A 20,571-nucleotide genomic window follows, 5' to 3' on the forward strand; every position below is an offset into this window, starting at 1 on the left:
TTTCTTTCATTAAATTTTTTTAATCATTATTTTTGAAAATGCGTTCTTTATCTGATACGCACTTAATTGTTAAACTTTCAAGAATCTACGGATGGATATTGCACTCCCCCATATACCGATCAAAACTCCGATAGCGATGATCAACCCAGCAATTTCATACATGAATGGGGTTGGTGTCAATAAGGAAAGATTGGTGCCTTCTCCAAGTCTTGGATTGATAAGCTTGTAGGTGTTAATATAACCTACAAATGTTAGTATCACTGGTACGACGGATCCTAAAAGACCCAGCCAAGCACCTTCTAACACGAACGGCCACCGGATAAACCAGTTTGTCGCCCCTACCAGTTTCATAATCTCAATCTCGGTTCGACGCGAGTAAATCGCAATCTTGATCGTGTTCGAGATTAGGAACATAGCTGTTAGTAAAAGACCAGCACTTAATATGATACCAGCATATCGTCCCCATTTCAAGACATTAAACAATTTATCTACTGTTTTTTCACCATAGTTCACTTTTGCGACATATTTCATTTTCTGAATCTCGGTTGCAACTTTTGAAGTCTCGCTCGGCTCCTTAGCCTGAACTATGAACACATCGTAAAGTGGATTATCTTGTTCGAATAACTCGAAATCCTTACCATATGTAGAGACTAATTTCTCCATTTGTTCATCTTTAGAAGAAAATGTTACACTATCGACGCCATTTAACTGCTCGATATTACCTTTTAATTCGTCCTGTTGATCTTTTGTCGCGGTTAATTGGATATGAACGTTAATCTCCACGTCATTCTCCACATCGTCTGCTAGTTTGTTCATGTTCATCATAATTGCGAAGAACACACTGACCAAAATCAAAGTAACTGTTACCGCACTAGCTGCAGCAAATGTCATCCAACCGTTACGATAGAGACTCTTAAAGCTTTCTCTAAAATGTCTACCCACTGTTCTAAATTTCATAGCCATAATCTCCTTGCTGTTCATCACGAACGATTCTGCCGTTTTCAATAGCGATAACACGATGTTTAAGAGTATTAACAATCTCTTTATTATGCGTCGCCATTACGATTGTCGTTCCGCGATTACTTATTTCTTCAAGGATATTCATGATTTCCCATGAAGTATCAGGGTCGAGGTTTCCAGTTGGTTCATCTGCAATTAACACCTTAGGCATATTAGCTATCGAACGAGCAATCGAAATCCGCTGTTGCTCTCCGCCAGACAACTCATCTGGTAGCATTCTGACTTTATGTTTCAAGTTTACTAAGTCTAGCACTTCCATGACACGATCTTTGATGACTTTCGGATCTTCTTCTACTACTTCCATTGCATACGCAATATTTTCATACACGGTTTTACTCGGTAGCAGTTTAAAATCCTGAAAGACAACGCCGACATGCCTTCTCAGAAATGGTACTTCACGATTCTTCATGTGCAATAAATCAAATTTATCTACATTAATCGTTCCTTTTGTTGCACGTTCTTCACGATAGATCATCTTGATAAAGGTAGATTTACCTGCACCACTCGGACCTACGACATAAACGAATTCTCCCTGCTCGATCCGAATATTCAATCCGTTCGCAGCGGTAATGCCATTGGGATACTTCTTGTATACATCTTCCATAACAATCATTTTATCACCTAACTATGCCTTTCTTAAATCAAGTTTGAATGATATAACATGTAAGATATAACCGAACTATACAGTGAAGTTTCATGAAAGGTTCACCATTTCTTATTGAAATGCTTGAAGTCACAATACATAATTCAATTATAACACTTCAATCTTTCAGGTTCAGGTTAATTAGGTTACAGTTATATTTCAACCAATGACAAGTTTTATTTTATTTGCAACATCTTTATTTACATCCACATTTTAATTTCTAATTTTATAAAAAGCCCCACAAATTCTATTGACCGATAAAAAAGCCCATAAAAAAACGTGCCTTAAATGCCGCACTGTTTTTATTACTCTCTTATTGTACCGTGTTTTACGTAGAATTAACATTACAGGGATATTAAAAATAGTTACAGCGAAACCGCTTGGAATAGACCATTTCGAGACTAATAACATATAATACCTTACTGAGAATGAACTTCTTGTTACACAACTGTTATACAAAATAAACGAACTTTGCCAACTGTACTACAAATAAAGCGACATGAACGTTACTAGTCAATGCCGCTTTAAGTTCTATATTTTAAATATTGAAGCCCTCGCCCATGACCTCACTCGCACTCATGACGACGACAAACGCGTTTGGGTCAATTTCCTTTATGACCTCTTTTAACCGTGAAAATTCAGATTGAGCGATGACACAAAGTAAGATTTGTTTTTCATCTTCCGTATAGCCACCTTTTGCTGACAAACGCGTAATCCCTCGGTCAATTTTAAAAAGAATCGCTTGGCGTATCTCATCTTGCTTTTCTGAAATGATAAGCACGGTTTTCGATTGATTCAGCCCTACTTGGACAAGGTCGATAGTTTTACTCGTTGCAAACAGACCAATTAAAGCATACAGTCCAGACTCAATATCAAAGACGAACATCGCTGCAATCACGACAAAGCCATCGATAAGCGCCACACAAATACCTAGTGATAGATTCGTGAACTTATGCAGAATTTGGGCGATGACATCGGTACCACCAGTAGACGCTTTCCCTCGAAAAACGATACCGAGTCCCATCCCAACTAGCACTCCACCAAATAATGCGGCAACAAGGGGTTGATTTGTCCAAACAGTCCAATCCGATGTTACATAGACGAATAAGGGCATAATCATCGTTCCCACAAACGTTTTAATACCAAATTGATACCCTAAGAAAAAGACACCTGCAAAAAATAAGGGGATATTGAAAGCCCACTGAATATAGGCCGGAGTCCAACCTGTGAGGTAGTTAATGATCGTACTAATCCCGCTCACTCCGCCTGATGCCACATGGTTTGGGAGCAACAGAACATTGAACGCTACTGCAATAATGAAGGCACCTATAATAACATAGACGTATTCCATTATTTTCGCCAGTTTTGGCGATAGTTTTCGCCGTTTAATTGGTTTAATTTCTTTCATATTAGCACCTTAGTCGATCCGCGAACGCAGATAACCATTGATAAATTCATCAATATCGCCATCCATCACCGCTTGTGTATTTCCTGTTTCAACATTCGTACGGTGGTCTTTCACCATGGAATAGGGATGAAATACATAAGAACGAATTTGACTTCCCCAACCGATTTCCTTTTGTTCACCACGAAGCTCTGCTAACTCTTTTTCTTTTTCTTCTTGTTCTTTTTGGTATAGTTTTGCTTTTAACATCTTCATCGCTTGGTCTCGGTTTTTCAGTTGCGAACGTTCAGACTGACAAGTAACGACAATACCGGACGGGATATGCGTCATTCGGACAGCCGAATCGGTTGTATTGATATGCTGTCCACCTGCCCCCGTCGCACGATACGTGTCTATCTTCAAATCTTCTGGACGCACTTCAATTTCAATATCGTCATCCATTTCTGGCATCACATCGCATGATACGAAAGAAGTATGACGACGGCCCGAGGAATCGAATGGTGAAATTCGAACAAGTCGGTGTACTCCTTTTTCCGCTTTGAGATAGCCATAAGCATTATGCCCTTTGATAAGGAGTGTTACACTTTTAATACCCGCCTCGTCCCCTGCTTGATAATCCAATGTTTCCACTTTGAAATCTTTCTTATCTGCCCAGCGTTGATACATCCGTAAAAGCATGGAGCCCCAATCTTGTGACTCTGTCCCACCTGCACCAGGATGCAACTCTAAAATAGCGTTATTTTTATCATAAGGCTCACTTAACATTAATTTCAATTCGAAATCCGTTAACTTCGCCACAAATTTCGTTAAGTCCGTTTCTAACTCTGTATGCAAGTCTTCATCAGCTTCTTCTCGCAAAAGTTCTAAACTAAGTTCTAAATTCTCTTGCTCTTCTTCCAGCTCGTGAAACGCATTATACGTATCTTTATAGCCATTTGTTTCGTTGATTATTTTTTGTGCTGCTTGTTGGTCATTCCAAAAATCTGGATCCAACATTTGATCCTCTAACTCAGCGATTCGCACTTCTATGCTATCTAAGTCAAAGAGACCCCCTAAAGTCTTTGATTTGTTGGGTTGTTTTTTCTAGTTCATTACGAATTTCAGCTAATTCCATGCTCAACACCTCTTTTTAATTTTTCATGCGCCAACTTATGCGCACCTATAATAATATAGCATATATTGTTGTAAACTGCGATTGTGAAATTATTCCTTTGTAACGGATTCCAACTGGCAAACAAAAAACCAGGAAAAATATCCTGGTTTTCTTGCTTCTACTTCTCTTTACCGTGACAATTCTTATACTTCTCACCGCTACCACAAGGACACGGATCATTACGGCCGATATGTTGATCTTTATGAACTGGTTGTCTCTTCGCAACCGGCTTGCCTTCATTTGGATCAATCGCATCACCTTTAGCTACTTGTTCACGTTCAAGATTTTGACGAATTTCAGCTTTCATAATATAACGAGCAACATCTTCATCAATCGAATTAATCATTGCTTCAAACATTTCAAAGCCTTCTGATTGATATTCACGAAGCGGATCGATTTGACCGTAAGCTCGTAAATGAATACCATCACGTAGATGATCCATTGCATCAATATGATCTACCCATTTCGTATCAACTACACGTAACAATACTACTTTTTGGAACTCATTGAACTCCTCTTCTGGAAGCAACGTTTCTTTCTCGTTATAAGCTTCTTTTACTTTCTCTAAAATGAAGTCTTGAATATCGGATGTCTCCATGTTTTTAATATCATCTACACTGATTTCATCTTCTGGCAAAAGGTTCGCCTCGACAAAATCAATAATACCTTGTAGATTCCATTCTTCACGATCTTCTTGTCTTGGCGCGTTCGATTGTACGACAAAGTTCACGACATTTTGAATCATCGGCTCAATAACAGAGCGCAGATTGTTTTCAGCAGTGATTACTTCATAGCGCTGTTTATAGATAACTTCACGTTGTTGACGCAACACATCATCATATTGAAGTACTTGTTTACGTGAATCGAAGTTGTTTCCTTCCACACGTTTTTGAGCGGATTCAACAGCTCGGCTAACCATTTTACTCTGGATAGCCTCATCATCCATTCCAAAACGTTCCATCATGGATTTCATGTTATCAGAACCGAAGCGCTTCATCAATTCGTCTTCCATCGAAAGATAGAATTGCGTCACACCTGGATCACCTTGACGACCAGCACGACCACGCAACTGATTATCGATACGTCTTGACTCATGGCGTTCTGTACCAATAACAGCCAAACCACCAGCTTCAATGGTACCTTCACCAAGTTTGATATCCGTACCACGACCAGCCATATTCGTCGCGATTGTTACTGAACCTTTTTCACCTGCAAATTGAATGATTTCGGCTTCTCGTTCATGTTGCTTTGCATTTAAAACACTGTGAGGAATGCCTCTGCGTTTTAATTTATGCGAGATAACTTCCGATGTTTCAATTGCTACTGTACCTACAAGTACTGGTTGACCATTCGCATGACGCGTCGCAATATCATCTGCCACAGCGCTAAATTTCGCGTCAATAGACGTATAGATTAAATCAGCACGGTCATCACGAATAATTGGCTTATTCGTTGGGATTTCGATAACACGCATATTATAAATATCACGGAATTCTTCTTCTTCCGTTTTCGCTGTACCCGTCATACCAGATAATTTCTTATACATACGGAAATAGTTCTGGAATGTAATGGTTGCCATTGTTTGCGATTCATTTTGAATTGTTACGCCTTCTTTGGCTTCGAGTGCTTGGTGAAGCCCTTCGCTGAAACGGCGCCCCTTCATAATACGACCAGTAAATTGGTCAACAATGAGAACCTCATCATCTTGAACAACGTAGTCCACATCTAAATGCATGGTATAGTTCGCTTTTAGAGCCTGCGCAATATGGTGTAATAAAGTCGCATTTTCTAAATCAAACAAGTTTTCCACGTCAAAGTACTTCTCACCTTTTGTCATACCCTCTTCCGTCATGTTTACGGATTTCGTTTTGATATCAACAGTATAATCTTTCTCCACTGTCATAGTTTCAACAAACGAATTAGCACGAACGTAAAGAATCGTTGACTTCTCCGCTTGACCAGAGATAATAAGCGGTGTTCTTGCTTCATCGACAAGAATAGAATCGACCTCATCGATAACTGCATAAGAAAGCGGACGTTGAACCATTTGCTCTTTATACACAACCATGTTATCGCGTAGGTAATCGAATCCTAGCTCATTATTCGTACTGTACGTAATATCAGCAGCATACGCTTCACGTTTTTCTTCACTGGAAAGGGCATTCAGGTTAAGTCCAACTGATAGACCAAGGAAATTATATAGAACTCCCATCTCTTCAGCATCACGTTGCGACAAGTACTCATTGACTGTAACAACATGAACGCCGCCGCCTGAGAGTGCATTTAAATAGACTGGTAACGTTGCCGTTAAAGTTTTACCTTCCCCAGTTCTCATTTCTGCAATGTTACCTTCATGTAATACAATACCACCCATTAGTTGAACGCGGAACGGGAACATGCCTAATGCACGCTTTCCTCCTTCACGCGCAACTGCAAAAGCCTCTATCAAAAGGTCATCTAGCGTTTCACCATTTTGATATCGCTCTTTAAATTCTTCTGTTTTCGCACGTAATTCATCATCAGAAAGTTTCGCCGTCTCATCAGCTAATGCCTCGATCTGATCTGCTTTCTTTTCTAGATATTTGCTATCTTTTTTTCCAGATTCAAATATCTTTTTTAATAAACCTGCCATGATCTTATTCTCCTCTACTGTTTCTATACTTTCCCTGAAGTTGAAATCGTCGCGTTCTTCCCATTTTCTGACGCGACTGCCTTATCACAGGCACACTAGACAATTCTACCATCTTTCACCTGTCTTTTACAACCTGTTTTCCTGTGAACATTTCGACGCATTTTCGCCAATTCTGTATAAAAGCCTAAGCTATGCGCTTTATCTAGTAAAAAATAGCTTCAAGTATCCGTTTTTATCATTCACTTTTCTTAATTTCAAAACTCAGTATTGACAATAAAAGCCGAGATCCCCTAGTTGTTGGATCCCGGCTCTTAGAGGAATTTCTAAGTTAATTTGTCTCAATCAAACCGTATTTGCCATCTTTACGACGATAAACGATATTCGTACCATCGGACTCCGCATCTGTATATACGAAGAAACTATGACCTAATAAATTCATTTGAAGTACAGCTTCTTCACTATCCATTGGTTTCAAAGAAAATTCCTTTGTACGAACAATATCTAGCTCGCTATCATTCTCGAATTCATCCGATGCAACACTGCTATTTACTTCAGAAAAAGCAAAGTAATCATGTTCGGCACCTTTGTCACGGAATTTACGATTCACTTTTGTTTTATGTTTACGAATCTGTCTTTCTAATTTATCTACAATTAAATCAATACTTGCATATAAATCCCCGCTTGTTTCTTCAGCACGTAGCACTAAATTTTTGAGAGGAATGGTCACTTCAACCTTTGCATTCTTGTCAGAATAAACTTTAAGATTCACATGGACATTAGCATCCGGAGCCTCGCTGAAATAGCGCTCTAATTTGTCGATTTTCTTTTCAACATAGTCTCTAATTGGCTCCGTTACTTCAATGTTTTCGCCACGAATATTATACTTTAGCATAGCAATTCCTCCTTTGAAATAAAACAACTCATACTTTACAAGAAGTGAATGACTTCTTAACATACAGTCTACGTTATAACCTGATATTTTGCAAACATTTACACAGAGCAAAATTACTATATTCCTAGCATGTAAGTAGTCAGTAAGTATGATGCTATTACTCTATTCATTCCACTAATATTCAAATGCAAACCTGAAATGATTGAAAATTTTGTTTTAGCGAAAAATAGTAAGTGACGATACGCTCTTGGCCCCTTCATTTATAAGGGCTTCCGCGGCTAAATGTAGGGTCGCACCTGTTGTGTAAATATCGTCCAGCAAAAGTATCTCTTTCGCTTTGATAGCTTCGTTGTTCTCCACAAAAAAGAATTGCTCTTGCTCTATTCTTTCCCTTCTCGTTTTTTTCGACTGCTTTTCAGTATGTGCTCTTTTTAGATGCGTCTCAAATGGAATGCCTGAAAATTTAAGTAGTCCCTCCGTCTGGTTAAACCCTCGCTCCACTCTACGCTCAGGACTTATTGGAACTGGTATAATTATATCTCTACTCCATTTCATACAATTAGTTCTTAAAACTTGTGAAAAAGCTACTGCAACAGCATAATCCCCTCTATATTTATACAGCGCCATAAGCTCTTTTGCGAATGCATTGTATTCATAGCAAGCCACATTTTTTTGTAAATAATTAATTTTCTTGTCGAGTGACCATTTCTTACAATCCTGGCAAGTCACTATTTCACTTGTTTCATTCATACGACGACCACATTTTTCACAAGCGTTATCACCAATTTCATCTAATTTCGACTCACAAGTAGTACAAATTGTTCGTTTTTCTTCCTTGCTAAATAAACTACCCCATGAAATATCTGCTACTAGCTCTCGCCTACACAATATGCACTTAGTTGCCATCCAGCAGCCCTTTTTGCATTCCCAGTCTGTTCATCAATTTAATTTGCGCGATAGCCAAGCCCATATTACGAGATACGCCGTGGTGGAAAAATAATACATCCCCACCCGGATAGTCAGATTTCCGACCCGCGCGACCTGCTATTTGGACTAAGGCTGATTCTGTAAATATTCTTCCTTCACTCCCGAAAACGCCAACTTGAACATTTGTAAAGGTAACTCCACGTTCTAGTATTGTTGTTGTACATAGCAATTTAATAGTTCCATCACGCATTTGTTGCACCTTCTCTTTTCTTTCGGGATCTGCTGAATGAACGGTGAGTAGTGGGCCAAACCCTAGGAGTTCAAGGATATTTGCCACTTCTAGCATTACTTTTATTTCTGGAAAGAACAATAAAACTGGGCAACCTTCTGCTAATTTCTTTTGTATCCATCTCAAAACCTTAGTGGATATTTTTCGCTTTTGTAGTGCTTTTTTCCAATTTCCAATCCATATTTTTTGAGGAACAGGTAATTTTTTTCTATGATACCTTGCTGGGACTTTTACAAAATTCCGCTTGCCAATACTGCATTCTTTTTGCCATTTTCTTTCTGGTGTGGCCGTTATAAATATAGAGCATCCTTGTTTTAATTGTGCCTTTTTTACAGCATATTCGAGAAAGGGATCTTTGGCATATGGAAATGCGTCTACTTCATCTATGAAAATAACATCGAACGCCTCATAAAACCTTATCAGTTGATGCGTTGTTGCGACAATGAAGCGTTCTCCATTATATACATCCGGTGAATCTCCGTAGAGGCAAACCATTTCCACTGCTGGAAAAACTTCTTGCAGACGAGGAAATAACTCCAAGCACACATCGACTCTTGGCGAGGCTACGCAAAGACGCCCACCATTTTTCAATACTTCTTCCATCCCTTTAAACATCATCTCCGTTTTCCCCGAACCCGCAACTGCCCATAATAATAGGTTCTTTTTATCGATCACAGCCTGATGTACCGCATCTGAGGCCACTTGCTGCCCAGGCGACAATTGACCTTCCCATACTAAATAATGCTGCTTCTTATGAGCCAAACTTATCTCGCTTGGCAGGTAAAAGAGCTCCCTGCACTCTGTCATTTTCCCCATGATAATACAATTTCTGCAGTACAAACATTCCTCACTACCACAATTACTACACGGCGATTTAAAAAATAGTTCCTCATCATTGTTGCCACATCTGAAGCACAACTGTTTGTGATCTGTTATTTCTATCGCCTTGATTCGTTTCAGTTTGTTTATGTCTGTTACCTCACCCTCCAAAAACAACCGACCTTCTGGATTCATACTATCACCTCGTATATACATTTATACACGAAAAAATTTTTTATGCCAGTTACCATATTTCTATTTTATCGACTAACTATCCTCAAAAGTGGAATGAATCAGGGATAGTATCTTTTTTTGCATAGAATTTTAATTTTTTTCAGTCACACTTGGACTTTTTTACGTAATTTATTTTTTCTTTCGCTTCTGCTACACTAGAAAAAACCTCCTAGAGATTAGGAGGCCAAACATCAATTATTTTATTGTCCATACAAGTGCTAATGCGCCTTCACCTAAGTGTGTTGCAATAACCGGCCCGAAATAGCTGATATTAAAATCGACATTCGGATGCAGTTGCTTCAGTTCACTTCTCCATGCTTCAGCCTTATCATAACAATTTCCATGGACAACATATACTTGCTGTGCATTACCTTTAATAACAGCTTCTTCTAAAATCCCTTCGATTCTGCGCAATGCTTTTTTCTGCGTTCTTATTTTTTCAAACAAGACAATTTTGGTTTCTTCAAAATAGAGTATAGGCTTTATTTGGAGAACACTACCAATTACAGCCTGAGCATTGGAGAGCCTTCCACCTCTTGCTAAGTGGTTCAGATCATTTACTAGGAAATAGGCATCCATGGCATCTCTCATAGCATTTAGCTTTAACACAATGGCTTCTGATGTCCCTCCACTATGGGCAAGTTCAGCCGCTTTCTCTACCATCATTCCCATAGCCATACAAGCTATTTCAGAATCATAAGCTATAACACGGATATCGTCGACTATATTTCCTGCTGAAACTGCATTTTGATATGTCCCACTGATACCACTGCTTAAATGAATACTAATGATAGTATCAAAGCCTTTGTCTCGCAATTTCTCATAGAGTATCAAAAAATCCCCTGGTGCTGGTTGAGACGTAGTTGGAAATGATTTCGCTGTTTTCACTAAATCATAAAAATTGCGCTCATCGATGTCCTTATCTTCGATGTAAGATGTACCATCAATAGTTACCGAAAGGGCTACTTTGTATATTTCAAACTTATCGATTACTGCTTGGGGTAAATAAGCAGTACTGTCTGTCACGATAGCAATTTTTTCCCCCATAAGGTCACCTCTAATTTAACGATTATCTAATAAATACCCAGCCGTTCTTGATTGCGGTAACAACAGCTTGCGTACGATCGTTTACTTTCATTTTTTGTAAAATACTACTCACATGATTTTTAACTGTTTTTTCACTAATAAATAAGGCTTCACCGATACCACGGTTACTTTTTCCGTCTGTCAATAACTGTAAGACTTCACATTCTCTGTGTGTGAGAATATGTAGCGGCATCTTAACTTCTGGTTGTTGGTATCCGTAAGCACCTTGAGCATTGTTAGTACTTGCTAAATGTCGATACTCACGCACTAATTTAATAGCAGCTTTAGGATGAATATAGGCTCCACCATCTTCCACCGTCTTAATCGCGTCTACAAGATCCTTGGCATCCATTTCTTTTAACAGGTAACCAACTGCTCCTGCTCGCAATGCTTCTGTCACAAATTCATCAGTATCATGAATTGTTAGAACAACTACTTTAATGCTTGGGAATTGTCTTACTAACATTTCTGTAGCATCTAAACCGTTCACAGTAGGCATATTTATATCCATTAATACGATATCAGGTCGATATTCACGTACCTTAGCAACAATATTTTTTCCATTTTCAGCTTCTGCAACTACTTCAAATGAATCTTCTAGTTCTAGTATACGTTTTATGCCTTCACGAAATAATTGATGATCATCTACAATCATGATTTTTACAGTCATAATGAGAAATCCTCCTTCAAAATTGTTATTTTCATATTTGTTCCCATTTTTTTATCCCTTTAGTAGCTCAAAAGCCTACTCAAAATAACCTTCTAAACTATATTTTCATAGTTTTTCTCTGTATCATTTCATGTTTTTCTAGGAGTCATTGTCATTTGTTTTGTTGCTGCCTCTAGACATCTCGAAGTAATCCGCCCTTATGAATTGCCAAGTTACCCACAAAAATGCCTAGATGATATGGATTTTATCTATCAAAAGTAACAATAGATTTCATTATACCATGAATTTGCTCCCACTTCATCTTTCAAATATACGGGAAAGTTATTTTCTAACTATACACACTCCTAGTTTTCCGTTAAACTAGGAGGATAGACGATTAAATTAACAATTGGAGGCCTATATGCTAGAAAAATATTTAACGATTAAAGTAGCTGGGCAACATGAAATAATCATTGATAAGTCTAGGTTTATTTGCTCTGTCATTCGAGCTACTGATGAACAAAGTGCGCAAGAATTCATCCAGGATATAAAGAAAAAACATTGGAACGCTAGCCATAACTGTTCTGCATATCTCATCGGAGAACGAGATCAATATCAAAAAGCAAATGACGATGGAGAACCTAGTGGCACTGCCGGCGTTCCAATGCTTGAAGTTTTAAAAAAGAAGCAACTAAAAAATGTAGCCGTAGTAGTAACCAGATATTTTGGCGGCGTGAAATTAGGCGCAGGAGGACTTGTGCGAGCATATGGAAATGCTGTAAGCGAAACTTGCAAGACGCTTGGGGTCGTAGAGCGCTCCTTAGCAATCATCATTTCTTGTACCCTCGACTATGCATCGCATGCAAAGTTTGAAAATGCTTTAGAAAAAAAAGGATACCAAATGGCAGGGATATCATTCACAGACAAAATAGTAATCGATGTTTATGTAGATAGTAGTGATGTTGCCATATTCCAAGAATGGGCTATAAATTTCACAAACGGGCAGATCCAACTGCATGAGACCGGGCAAAAATATCGAGAAAAGGATGTTAACTAATGCTAGTAAATGAGTTGCAAAATTTACCACGGGAATTTGAAACAAATCGTACCTTATTGCGAGTGATGACTCACGATGATGCCGATAATTTACTAAAGATTTGGTCACACACTGAGGTCACTCGTTATATGAATATTGAAACGCTCCATACTATTGAACAAGCACATGAAATCATTTCTGCTATATTAGATACAAAAAGTGCTAACAGGTATGTAATTATCGACAAACTCAATAGAAATATTATTGGTTCTTTCGGCATCAATGAGCTATATTTAAATACAATGACTGCAGAAATTGGTTACGAATTGAAGCAAAGTTACTGGGGTACTGGCCTAATGGCTGAAATTCTCAATGTCTTCATTCAACTTATTCAAACAACAACAACCATAAAAATTCTGACGGCTAAAGTATCTCCTGAAAACATTGCTTCTAGTAAACTACTAAAAAAGCTAGACTTCACATTTGATAAAACCGTTTCTGAATTTGCTATGAAGACTAAAACGCTAGAAACTGTGGAGCAGTACAAGCGTGAATTAGTTTGACTAACTATAGAGGCATTACATACGACTTATTTTACCTTATTTTTGATGATTTTAATGTTCATTTTCTGCTTACTTATGTATAATAGAAAAAAGCATCCATGTTTTGCAATGTTCTTTATTGTAACTTTAAAACAAACGTAAATCTATCGTAACAAATAAACTTTCTTATCATGATACAATTGCATACGCGAACAATTTACTTCGGGATATAGCTAGACGCTTAGAATTTAATTATAAGGAGAAAATAATTCATGCCTATAAACAAAAGTCCTGCTCCAAGAAGCGCGAAATACAAAAGACGCCGATTGGTACTTTTTTTAATCCTGATTCCATTGATGATAATCGTGCTTGCGGGGGCTGGATATGCTACATATCTGTTCAGTTCAGCAAAACTTGCCGTAGATAATTCCTATGATAATGTAAGAAGTGGTGAGGCTTCGTCCTTGAGAAACAAAGATGTTGATCCTATAAAAGATAGTTTCTCATTCCTGATCATCGGTGTTGATGACAGCGCTAAAAGACAAGCAAATAATGGCGGAAACCCTCGAAGTGACGCGCTTATTTTAGCAACATTAAACGTTAAGGACAACAAGCTTGAAATGACGAGTATTCCTCGAGATTCCTATGTTCATATTGAAAGTAAAGATGGCACTACTGACAAATTCACGAAAATAAACGCGGCGCACGCTTATGGTGGGCCTGAATTGACAATGAAAACAGTGGAAGATCTTTTTAAAGTTCCTGTTGATTATTACATCAGATTCAACTTCGATGCCTTCTTAGAAATAGTCAACGCACTTGACCGAATTGAAGTTGACGTTCCCGTTGATTTCACAGAACAAAATTCCAAAGATCAAGCTGGCGCAATAAGTTTGAAAAAAGGTAAACAACAGCTTAACGGTGAGCAAGCGTTAGCCCTTTCTAGAACGCGTCATATCGACAATGATATCGAACGCGGCAAACGGCAACAGCTTGTCATGAAAGCAATCATCGATAAGGCTACCTCTCTTGGTTCTATCAATAAGTACTCCGATGTTATAAAAGCAGTGGGAGATAATATGAAAACAAATATGACCTTTTCTCAAATGCTTTCTATTGCCAAATACGGTATGACAAATGATATTGATATGAAATCGTTGGCTCTTAAAGGTGATGATGCTCCGCAAGATGGTGTCTACTACTATCAACTCGATGAAAATTCTGTACAGAGTGTAGCAAATGAGTTTGCTGGGCAGTTACAAGGCGTCAACAAGCCATTCCCTAACGCTCTTCCATATAGCGAAGATAACTAAATTACTAAAAGGCGCGAAACCCTAGATATAAATTTCTAGAGTTTCGCGCCTTTTTAATGTTTTTTTCGCCGTCGTATTTTTGCTAAGATATTTAAAATCGGACGATATTGTTCGCCAATTAAGCCGATAAATTCCACAATGATTTCGATGCAAAAAGCTAGCAATACAAGTAAGATGACGGCTCCCCAAGTCGTAGAGAAAGAGAATACGAAACCAGTGATCGAAAATAGAATCGCCATACAATAAATCAACAATACCGTTTGCCGCTCCGAGAAGCCAAGCGCCATGAGACGGTGATGAATATGAGATCTATCAGCCATCGAAATTGGCGTTCTCGACTTTAGCCTGCGTATAATTGCAAAAAAAGTATCAGAAAGCGGTACACCTAATATAATTAATGGTACCAATATCGAAATAAAGGTCACATTTTTAAAGCCCATGAGTGATAAAACTGCAATCATATATCCAAGAAACAGTGAACCCGTATCCCCCATAAAAATAGAAGCCGGCGGAAAATTATAAACCAGAAAAGCAAAGATACAGGCAATCAACATGAACGCTACAGGGGCTACAAATATGTCTTGGAGCAATAAGGCCATTCCAGCAATCGTTAGAAGCGCGATAATTGCAATACCACCTGCTAACCCATCCAACCCATCAATTAGATTCAACGCATTAACAATAGCTACAATCCAAATAATTGTAATAGGGATCGCCCACACACCAAAATATAAGGGTCCAGCAAAAGGAATATTAATAAATTCAATGGTGATCTTACCCCATAATACAACACACAAAGCCGCACTAATCTGTCCTACAAGTTTCCATCTGGGTGATAATTCAATAATATCATCGATGAATCCTGTTGTAACAATAATCAACGCGCCTATGTACACTGGTAAAAAACCACTTTTATCCACGGCTAGTAATAACATGCCTATAGTGAAAGCTATAAATATAGCTAAGCCACCTAATGTTGGTGTAATTTTCGTATGAATGTGCCGTTCACGAGGCTCATCCACAGCATTTATAAGAAAAGCAAACTTGCGTACTAACGGAATAATGAGTATTCCGATTAGGAAACAAATAATCATGATCCAGATTTGCAACTTAATTTCAGCTCCGTCCTTCAGTTTAAAACGATGACTTCTCGTCGTTTACAATAGGATACCAGACTTTTTTGGTCTATATCTACACCGATACCTGAACCTATTGGCGTTGTTATCTTCCCATTATTAATTTTAAAATCATTCTTGATAATATCTTTCTCAAAATAGCGATTGGATGCCGATATATCTCCTGGAAAAGTGAACTCAGTCCTAGCGGCTAGTGCAATATTATGTGCCCTACCAATCCCGGCTTCGAACATCCCTCCACACCAAGCGATCATACCGTTTTCGTGACAAAATGTAGCTATTTTAAGAGCTTCATCTAGGCCTCCTACACGCGCAATTTTCACATTAATTGCCCACGCACTTTGGAGTTCAAACGCCTGCCTAGCGTCACTCACAGAACGAATATTTTCATCGAGACAAATTGGGGTAGACAATTGTTTTTGTAGCCATGCATGATCTACAAAGTCGGTCACACCAAAAGGCTGCTCGATCATCGCTAAATTGTATTGATCTAGTTTCTTCAATATCGAAATGTCGGCCCTGTTATATGCAGAGTTAGCATCTACCATCAACGTTAAATCGGGAAAATCATTCCTGACCTGGCGCACAGATTCTATATCTGATCCTGGCTTAATTTTAAGTTTCACTCTAGTGTAGCCGGCCCGCACATATTCGCCTACAATTCGCACTAATTCAGTGGTATCGCTTTGAATGCCTATACTCACGCCAACAGGTATATCTCCTTGATTCCCACCAAGATACGCTGTTAGACACTGACCGGACATCTTCGAGAAAATATCCCACACTGCAGTTTCAACAGCAGATTTTGCCATCTCGTTTCCTCGAACGACTTGAAAAAGCTGATTTATTTGGCTAGGTTCCTTGATATCAAGACCTTTTAGCATCGGAAGAAGGTGGTTTTTTATGATTAAACTTGCCGTATTGGTAGTCTCTTCTGTGTACCATGGTGCTGAAAATGCCTCAAGTTCACCATAACCCTCTAATCCATCATCTGAGACGATTTTTAAGATACATAGGCTCTTAGTATGCATAATACCATAACTCGTCTTAAAGGGAGTTTTGAGCGGCATTTCGAGGTGATATATCGTTACCTGTTTAATAAGCATTCCATATCACCTTTGCTTCCTTTGCCTTTTCATTGCCATTACAAATTTTGGAATAGCCAATGCCCGCCTCCAGCGTCTAGGTTGGGATAAAATTCTGTATAACCACTCTAAGTTCGACTTAACCCAAAACTCAGGAGCTCGTTTAGTACAACCAGAAAGTACATCAAAACTCCCACCAACGCCTATAAAAATGCCCTTATTAAATTTCTCTATATGCGAAGATATCCACTTCTCCTGCCTTGGAAATCCAAGCGCTAGAAAAATAAAATCCGCTTTACTTTGAAAGATATCGTCGGCTACAGCCTCTGCTTCTGAAGCAAGAAAATAGCCATCACGCGCTCCTACAATATCAATATCACTGTAATCTTGTTCCACGTGCTTGACAAGTTTTTTTATAACATTTGGTTTTGCACCAACAAAATATACACTCATTTTCATTTCATTTGCTTTTTGGAGAAGCCCCAACATCGTATCAAAGCCTGTTACCCTTCCCTCAAGTGGTTTCCCAATACTTTTTGCAGCCTTAACAACACCAATACCATCAGCAACGATATAATCCGCTTGGAGAACTGCGTGATTAAACGCCATATCCTGCTTTGTATGCATTACTATTTCAGGGTTAGCCGTCACTACAAACCGACGTTCTTGATTCGCAGCAGCCTCTATTAATTCATCTACAAAAGTGCTTTGAGAAACATTATAAAATGGAATACCCAGAATATCAACAGTCTGTTTCATATGTTCACTCCTATATTTCTCATATATCTAAGTTTATCATAAATATACGATTCTTCATATCTTAAAATTATATATTCTTTCATTACGAATCTATGTAACAATATACAGCACAAAAAAATCGTGACTGATGAGACACCAATCACGATTTTGCATTTATAACTGAAAATATTAGTTTAAAATTTGTACTTTTACTGTTTTAACGCCCCAATTGTAGCAAGCTTGTACACTATCTAAATGTACATCAATCTTGTTACCTTTGATTGCGCCACCAGTATCAGCAGCAATTGCTTCTCCATATCCCTCAACATATACCTTTGAGCCTAATGGAATAACGGATGGGTCTACTGCAATGACTCTTGGATTATCGTTCAAATCAATCCCTGAAGCCGTCATATGCCCCATGCCAGGTTCTGCTTTGCTATATGCAGTCGCAGTCACTGTAATCTCTTTGGATACACTGCTAGATGCGCTTTTGTTTGAACTTTGCGCTTGCTTGCTAGGTGTGCTAGTTGTTGCTTTCTCCTTTTGAGGTGCTTGTGCTTGCTCCTGTTCTTGGACGGATGAAGATTCTGATTTGACTTCCTTCTTGGGTTCAGTTGGAGCCTCGCTCTGAACTGCCCCAATAGTTAAAGTATCTCCTGCAATAATCAAATCCGATGATAAAGAGTTCCATGATTTCAGTTGAGCAACAGTAACATTATGGTTTTGAGCAATCTCACTCAAAGTATCACCTGGTACAATTTTATATGTACCTGTATCTACTTTAGTTGTATCCGCTTTGATCGTACCAACTTCTAATTTTTGATTGGGAAAGATAAGATTCGAGCTTAGATTGTTATTTTTCTTTAACTGATCTATGGAGATGTTATTTTCATTTGAAATTTTCCATAGTGAATCCCCTGATTGAACTGTATATTCTGCCGCACTAACCTGAGTTGATCCAATTCCGGCTAAGACTAACCCTGTCGCAATAGTGGCTACTGTTTTCTTCATGTAATAATTACCTCCTTGATAACTTCGAGAATAATCGTATCATATGGGAACTCGGCTTAGGTTACTAATTCATTAAGGCTACGTAACACAATGCTAGTTGCATACTATTTAATCGTAATATTTGTTAATCGACTTTTTTAATAGAATTTTCAGACTATTATTCTTTATGGTGATTACGGTAAAAAAATATATACTCCTCCCTTCTAGTGACTTCACTTCATCTACTTTAAGTTCTACGAAAAATAGATTAACCTAGTGAACTTATTTGTGTCAAAATATATAAATTGGGCAATATATACATTTCAAAAACACTAGGAAATAGTTCAAATTTAATGGAAAATCCCTCTTGCACGGTTTAACTTTTTTGATTTATCCCTCAATATAACAGAAGGTTACAATTGTTATCCTCCATTTATACATCATTTTCTGTTGTAGCCTCCGCTTCTCCCACTTTCTGCTCTTTATTTCTGCTTAAAAATCTTATCTTATCCACTAGTACTTCAATAACATAGACCTTTTTATCCTCCCGATTAATATAATTCCTAGTTTGTAGCTCTCCATTTATACCAACTAAGGTTCCTTTTTGACAATATTCCACTGTATTTTCTGCTTGTTTTCCCCAAATTACACATGGAATAAAATCAGCCTCATTATTTAATCGCCTGTTTTTTCCAAAACGATTGAGAGCTATCGTTACATTTACAACAGCCTTATCTTCTGATGTCCATCGTATTTCTGGGTCTTCAGTTAGCCTTCCAACAATCGTTACTTGATTAATCATGGCATCACTCTTTTCTTTTTTAGTGACCTCAGCATACCTCCATTGTTTCAATCTGTAAAATCTGTAAAAAAAAATTTTAGTAACTTTATTGTCTCTAAAACATCATTTTCCTCTAGCAGAAAAAATACATTTGCTAAGATAATAGCTTTGAAAAAACAAATTTATAAGTTAGCCAATTTTTTTATTTAATTTCTTTTCTCGCGATACTCTGTTATTCTATATTCAAGTCAACGCTAGCAAGCTTTATGCAACTAAAGAGCCGCAATCGAGTATCGCGGCTCCTTTCTACTTATTTAACTACATCTGTGAGTGCAAACATTATTTCAGCTTCACAAACTAATTCTTCATCTACCGTTGCTTTCACCTTTGCCTTAGCAATAGACCCTCGTAAACGAAGAATCTCTGCTTCTAACCGTAGCTGATCTCCTGGGACAACTTGGCGTTTGAATCTACAACCATCAATCCCTGCGAATAAACCAATTTTACCTTTATTTCCTTCTACTTGCATCATTGCAATCCCACTCGTTTGAGCTAAGGCTTCTACAATTAAAACACCAGGCATTACTGGATAATCAGGAAAATGCCCATTAAAAAATTCCTCATTCGCAGTAACATTTTTTATAGCCACAACCTTTTTATCATCTAGTTCCACAACTCGATCTACCAAAAGGAAGGGATATCTATGTGGTAATATTTTTTTAATTTCGCTTATATCTAACATCTTTATACCTCCATACAATCGTACATGAAAATTAATTCACCTTTAGGATCCACTTCATCCGTATTAAAAAATCCATTGTTTTCATAAAATTTCCTTGCTCTTAAATTCTCTGGAGTAACACTCAATATAATCTTTTTTACTTTAAAACGTTCTCTTATATACTCCATTAAATACACTAGAAAATTTTGACCAAAGCCCTGTCCTTGGTATTTTAGATCAATCATAAAGCGATCTATCCAAATCGAATCCATTTCTTTACAACCATACATCGCAAAGCCCACTAACATATCGTCGAAATACAAACCAACAGGATACCAACCAGATATGTACTGAGATTCTAATATTGATAGTGCGTTAGACTCAATAAAGTTTACTTGGTGTTTAGCCACAGTTAGTTCAGCAATTTCTAGCCAGTTGGTTGCATCAACACGTTCTACTCGAAGGCTCAACTTACCA

At 38.0% G+C, this 20,571-nt stretch carries 20 protein-coding genes; 3 read left to right on the forward strand and 17 right to left on the reverse strand.

Going from position 1 to position 20,571, the window contains the following annotated elements; translation table 11 throughout:
* Positions 1–69: 69 nt before the first annotated feature.
* From ftsX to HCJ54_RS09260, 10 genes are all read right to left on the reverse strand, one after another.
* Positions 70–957: a permease-like cell division protein FtsX gene (gene ftsX / locus HCJ54_RS09215; RefSeq protein WP_036065682.1), complete on the reverse strand. Its 888-nt coding sequence runs from the start codon at positions 955–957 to the stop codon at positions 70–72.
* Positions 947–1,633, reverse strand: a complete 687-nt coding sequence (gene ftsE, locus HCJ54_RS09220; protein WP_185409981.1) for a cell division ATP-binding protein FtsE — start codon at positions 1,631–1,633, stop codon at positions 947–949. The genes ftsX and ftsE overlap by 11 nt, the downstream gene beginning before the upstream one ends.
* A 568-nt stretch (positions 1,634–2,201) precedes the next feature.
* The gene (locus tag HCJ54_RS09225) at positions 2,202–3,071 is read right to left on the reverse strand and encodes a YitT family protein (RefSeq protein ID WP_036065679.1); all 870 of its coding nucleotides are present in this window, start codon (positions 3,069–3,071) and stop codon (positions 2,202–2,204) included.
* Positions 3,072–3,080: 9 nt separating this feature from the next.
* Positions 3,081–4,182, reverse strand: a protein-coding gene (prfB, locus tag HCJ54_RS09230) for a peptide chain release factor 2 (protein ID WP_187137438.1) whose coding sequence is annotated in 2 segments (ribosomal slippage) — positions 3,081–4,109 and positions 4,111–4,182 — 1,101 coding nt in all. Because the reading frame shifts where the segments join, the coding sequence is not laid out codon by codon here.
* A 157-nt stretch (positions 4,183–4,339) separates the two neighbouring features.
* Positions 4,340–6,853: a preprotein translocase subunit SecA gene (secA, locus tag HCJ54_RS09235; RefSeq protein WP_187137439.1), complete on the reverse strand. Its 2,514-nt coding sequence runs from the start codon at positions 6,851–6,853 to the stop codon at positions 4,340–4,342.
* 328 nt (positions 6,854–7,181) lie between these two features.
* Complete coding sequence (gene hpf / locus HCJ54_RS09240; RefSeq protein ID WP_187137440.1) at positions 7,182–7,745, reverse strand: ribosome hibernation-promoting factor, HPF/YfiA family; 564 nt, start codon at positions 7,743–7,745, stop codon at positions 7,182–7,184.
* Positions 7,746–7,961: 216 nt separating this feature from the next.
* Complete coding sequence (locus HCJ54_RS09245) at positions 7,962–8,651, reverse strand: ComFC family protein (protein ID WP_187137441.1); 690 nt, start codon at positions 8,649–8,651, stop codon at positions 7,962–7,964.
* Entirely contained in the window at positions 8,641–9,975 is a 1,335-nt protein-coding gene (locus tag HCJ54_RS09250) for an ATP-dependent helicase ComFA (RefSeq protein ID WP_187137442.1), read from the reverse strand. Before HCJ54_RS09250 ends, HCJ54_RS09245 begins: the two co-directional genes overlap by 11 nt.
* 234 nt (positions 9,976–10,209) lie before the next feature.
* On the reverse strand, positions 10,210–11,061 hold the full coding sequence (locus HCJ54_RS09255; RefSeq protein ID WP_187137443.1) for a DegV family protein: 852 nt from the start codon (positions 11,059–11,061) through the stop codon (positions 10,210–10,212).
* Between the two features lie 22 nt (positions 11,062–11,083).
* Positions 11,084–11,770, reverse strand: coding sequence for a response regulator transcription factor (locus tag HCJ54_RS09260; protein WP_036065674.1), 687 nt, complete (start codon positions 11,768–11,770; stop codon positions 11,084–11,086).
* Positions 11,771–12,170: 400 nt separating this feature from the next.
* On the opposite strand from HCJ54_RS09260, the gene HCJ54_RS09265 reads away from it, so the two are divergent.
* The 3 genes from HCJ54_RS09265 to HCJ54_RS09275 all read left to right on the forward strand — a co-directional run bounded on the left by HCJ54_RS09265 (position 12,171) and on the right by HCJ54_RS09275 (position 14,640).
* Positions 12,171–12,806 (forward strand): YigZ family protein, encoded by a 636-nt coding sequence (locus HCJ54_RS09265; RefSeq protein WP_187137444.1) that lies wholly within the window; start codon positions 12,171–12,173, stop codon positions 12,804–12,806.
* Complete coding sequence (locus HCJ54_RS09270) at positions 12,806–13,348, forward strand: GNAT family N-acetyltransferase (RefSeq protein WP_187137445.1); 543 nt, start codon at positions 12,806–12,808, stop codon at positions 13,346–13,348. The genes HCJ54_RS09265 and HCJ54_RS09270 overlap by 1 nt, the downstream gene beginning before the upstream one ends.
* Positions 13,349–13,599: 251 nt before the next feature.
* Positions 13,600–14,640, forward strand: coding sequence for an LCP family protein (locus HCJ54_RS09275; protein WP_187137446.1), 1,041 nt, complete (start codon positions 13,600–13,602; stop codon positions 14,638–14,640).
* A 53-nt stretch (positions 14,641–14,693) separates the two neighbouring features.
* On the opposite strand, the gene HCJ54_RS09280 is transcribed toward HCJ54_RS09275, so the two are convergent.
* The 7 genes from HCJ54_RS09280 to HCJ54_RS09310 all read right to left on the reverse strand — a co-directional run bounded on the left by HCJ54_RS09280 (position 14,694) and on the right by HCJ54_RS09310 (position 20,564).
* The gene (locus tag HCJ54_RS09280) at positions 14,694–15,734 is read right to left on the reverse strand and encodes a glycosyltransferase family 4 protein (RefSeq protein WP_376699103.1); all 1,041 of its coding nucleotides are present in this window, start codon (positions 15,732–15,734) and stop codon (positions 14,694–14,696) included.
* A 35-nt stretch (positions 15,735–15,769) separates the two neighbouring features.
* Entirely contained in the window at positions 15,770–16,882 is a 1,113-nt protein-coding gene (gene menC, locus HCJ54_RS09285) for an o-succinylbenzoate synthase (protein ID WP_187137447.1), read from the reverse strand.
* 6 nt (positions 16,883–16,888) lie between these two features.
* Positions 16,889–17,620, reverse strand: coding sequence for a WecB/TagA/CpsF family glycosyltransferase (locus HCJ54_RS09290; protein WP_187137448.1), 732 nt, complete (start codon positions 17,618–17,620; stop codon positions 16,889–16,891).
* A 168-nt stretch (positions 17,621–17,788) separates the two neighbouring features.
* Entirely contained in the window at positions 17,789–18,613 is an 825-nt protein-coding gene (locus HCJ54_RS09295; protein ID WP_187137449.1) for a LysM peptidoglycan-binding and 3D domain-containing protein, read from the reverse strand.
* Positions 18,614–19,025: 412 nt separating this feature from the next.
* Complete coding sequence (locus HCJ54_RS09300; RefSeq protein ID WP_187137450.1) at positions 19,026–19,394, reverse strand: single-stranded DNA-binding protein; 369 nt, start codon at positions 19,392–19,394, stop codon at positions 19,026–19,028.
* A 289-nt stretch (positions 19,395–19,683) separates the two neighbouring features.
* A complete protein-coding gene (gene fabZ, locus HCJ54_RS09305; RefSeq protein ID WP_036065660.1) occupies positions 19,684–20,115 on the reverse strand; it encodes a 3-hydroxyacyl-ACP dehydratase FabZ in 432 nt (143 codons plus the stop codon).
* 2 nt (positions 20,116–20,117) lie between these two features.
* A complete protein-coding gene (locus HCJ54_RS09310; protein ID WP_187137451.1) occupies positions 20,118–20,564 on the reverse strand; it encodes a GNAT family N-acetyltransferase in 447 nt (148 codons plus the stop codon).
* Positions 20,565–20,571 lie beyond the last annotated feature (7 nt).

The sequence above is a fragment of the Listeria grandensis genome (assembly GCF_014322885.1).
GTDB lineage: Bacteria > Bacillota > Bacilli > Lactobacillales > Listeriaceae > Listeria_A > Listeria_A grandensis.

What these genes read in the sequence shown, in the direction of transcription:
- ftsX (WP_036065682.1), bottom strand. Translation starts at nt 957, where the DNA reads ATGAAATTTAGAACAGTGGGTAGACATTTTAGAGAAAGCTTTAAGAGT.
- ftsE (WP_185409981.1), bottom strand. Translation starts at nt 1,633, where the DNA reads ATGATTGTTATGGAAGATGTATACAAGAAGTATCCCAATGGCATTACC.
- HCJ54_RS09225 (WP_036065679.1), bottom strand. Translation starts at nt 3,071, where the DNA reads ATGAAAGAAATTAAACCAATTAAACGGCGAAAACTATCGCCAAAACTG.
- secA (WP_187137439.1), bottom strand. Translation starts at nt 6,853, where the DNA reads ATGGCAGGTTTATTAAAAAAGATATTTGAATCTGGAAAAAAAGATAGC.
- hpf (WP_187137440.1), bottom strand. Translation starts at nt 7,745, where the DNA reads ATGCTAAAGTATAATATTCGTGGCGAAAACATTGAAGTAACGGAGCCA.
- HCJ54_RS09245 (WP_187137441.1), bottom strand. Translation starts at nt 8,651, where the DNA reads ATGGCAACTAAGTGCATATTGTGTAGGCGAGAGCTAGTAGCAGATATT.
- HCJ54_RS09250 (WP_187137442.1), bottom strand. Translation starts at nt 9,975, where the DNA reads ATGAATCCAGAAGGTCGGTTGTTTTTGGAGGGTGAGGTAACAGACATA.
- HCJ54_RS09255 (WP_187137443.1), bottom strand. Translation starts at nt 11,061, where the DNA reads ATGGGGGAAAAAATTGCTATCGTGACAGACAGTACTGCTTATTTACCC.
- HCJ54_RS09260 (WP_036065674.1), bottom strand. Translation starts at nt 11,770, where the DNA reads ATGACTGTAAAAATCATGATTGTAGATGATCATCAATTATTTCGTGAA.
- HCJ54_RS09265 (WP_187137444.1), top strand. Translation starts at nt 12,171, where the DNA reads ATGCTAGAAAAATATTTAACGATTAAAGTAGCTGGGCAACATGAAATA.
- HCJ54_RS09270 (WP_187137445.1), top strand. Translation starts at nt 12,806, where the DNA reads ATGCTAGTAAATGAGTTGCAAAATTTACCACGGGAATTTGAAACAAAT.
- HCJ54_RS09275 (WP_187137446.1), top strand. Translation starts at nt 13,600, where the DNA reads ATGCCTATAAACAAAAGTCCTGCTCCAAGAAGCGCGAAATACAAAAGA.
- HCJ54_RS09280 (WP_376699103.1), bottom strand. Translation starts at nt 15,734, where the DNA reads ATGATTATTTGTTTCCTAATCGGAATACTCATTATTCCGTTAGTACGC.
- menC (WP_187137447.1), bottom strand. Translation starts at nt 16,882, where the DNA reads ATGCTTATTAAACAGGTAACGATATATCACCTCGAAATGCCGCTCAAA.
- HCJ54_RS09290 (WP_187137448.1), bottom strand. Translation starts at nt 17,620, where the DNA reads ATGAAACAGACTGTTGATATTCTGGGTATTCCATTTTATAATGTTTCT.
- HCJ54_RS09295 (WP_187137449.1), bottom strand. Translation starts at nt 18,613, where the DNA reads ATGAAGAAAACAGTAGCCACTATTGCGACAGGGTTAGTCTTAGCCGGA.
- HCJ54_RS09300 (WP_187137450.1), bottom strand. Translation starts at nt 19,394, where the DNA reads ATGATTAATCAAGTAACGATTGTTGGAAGGCTAACTGAAGACCCAGAA.
- fabZ (WP_036065660.1), bottom strand. Translation starts at nt 20,115, where the DNA reads ATGTTAGATATAAGCGAAATTAAAAAAATATTACCACATAGATATCCC.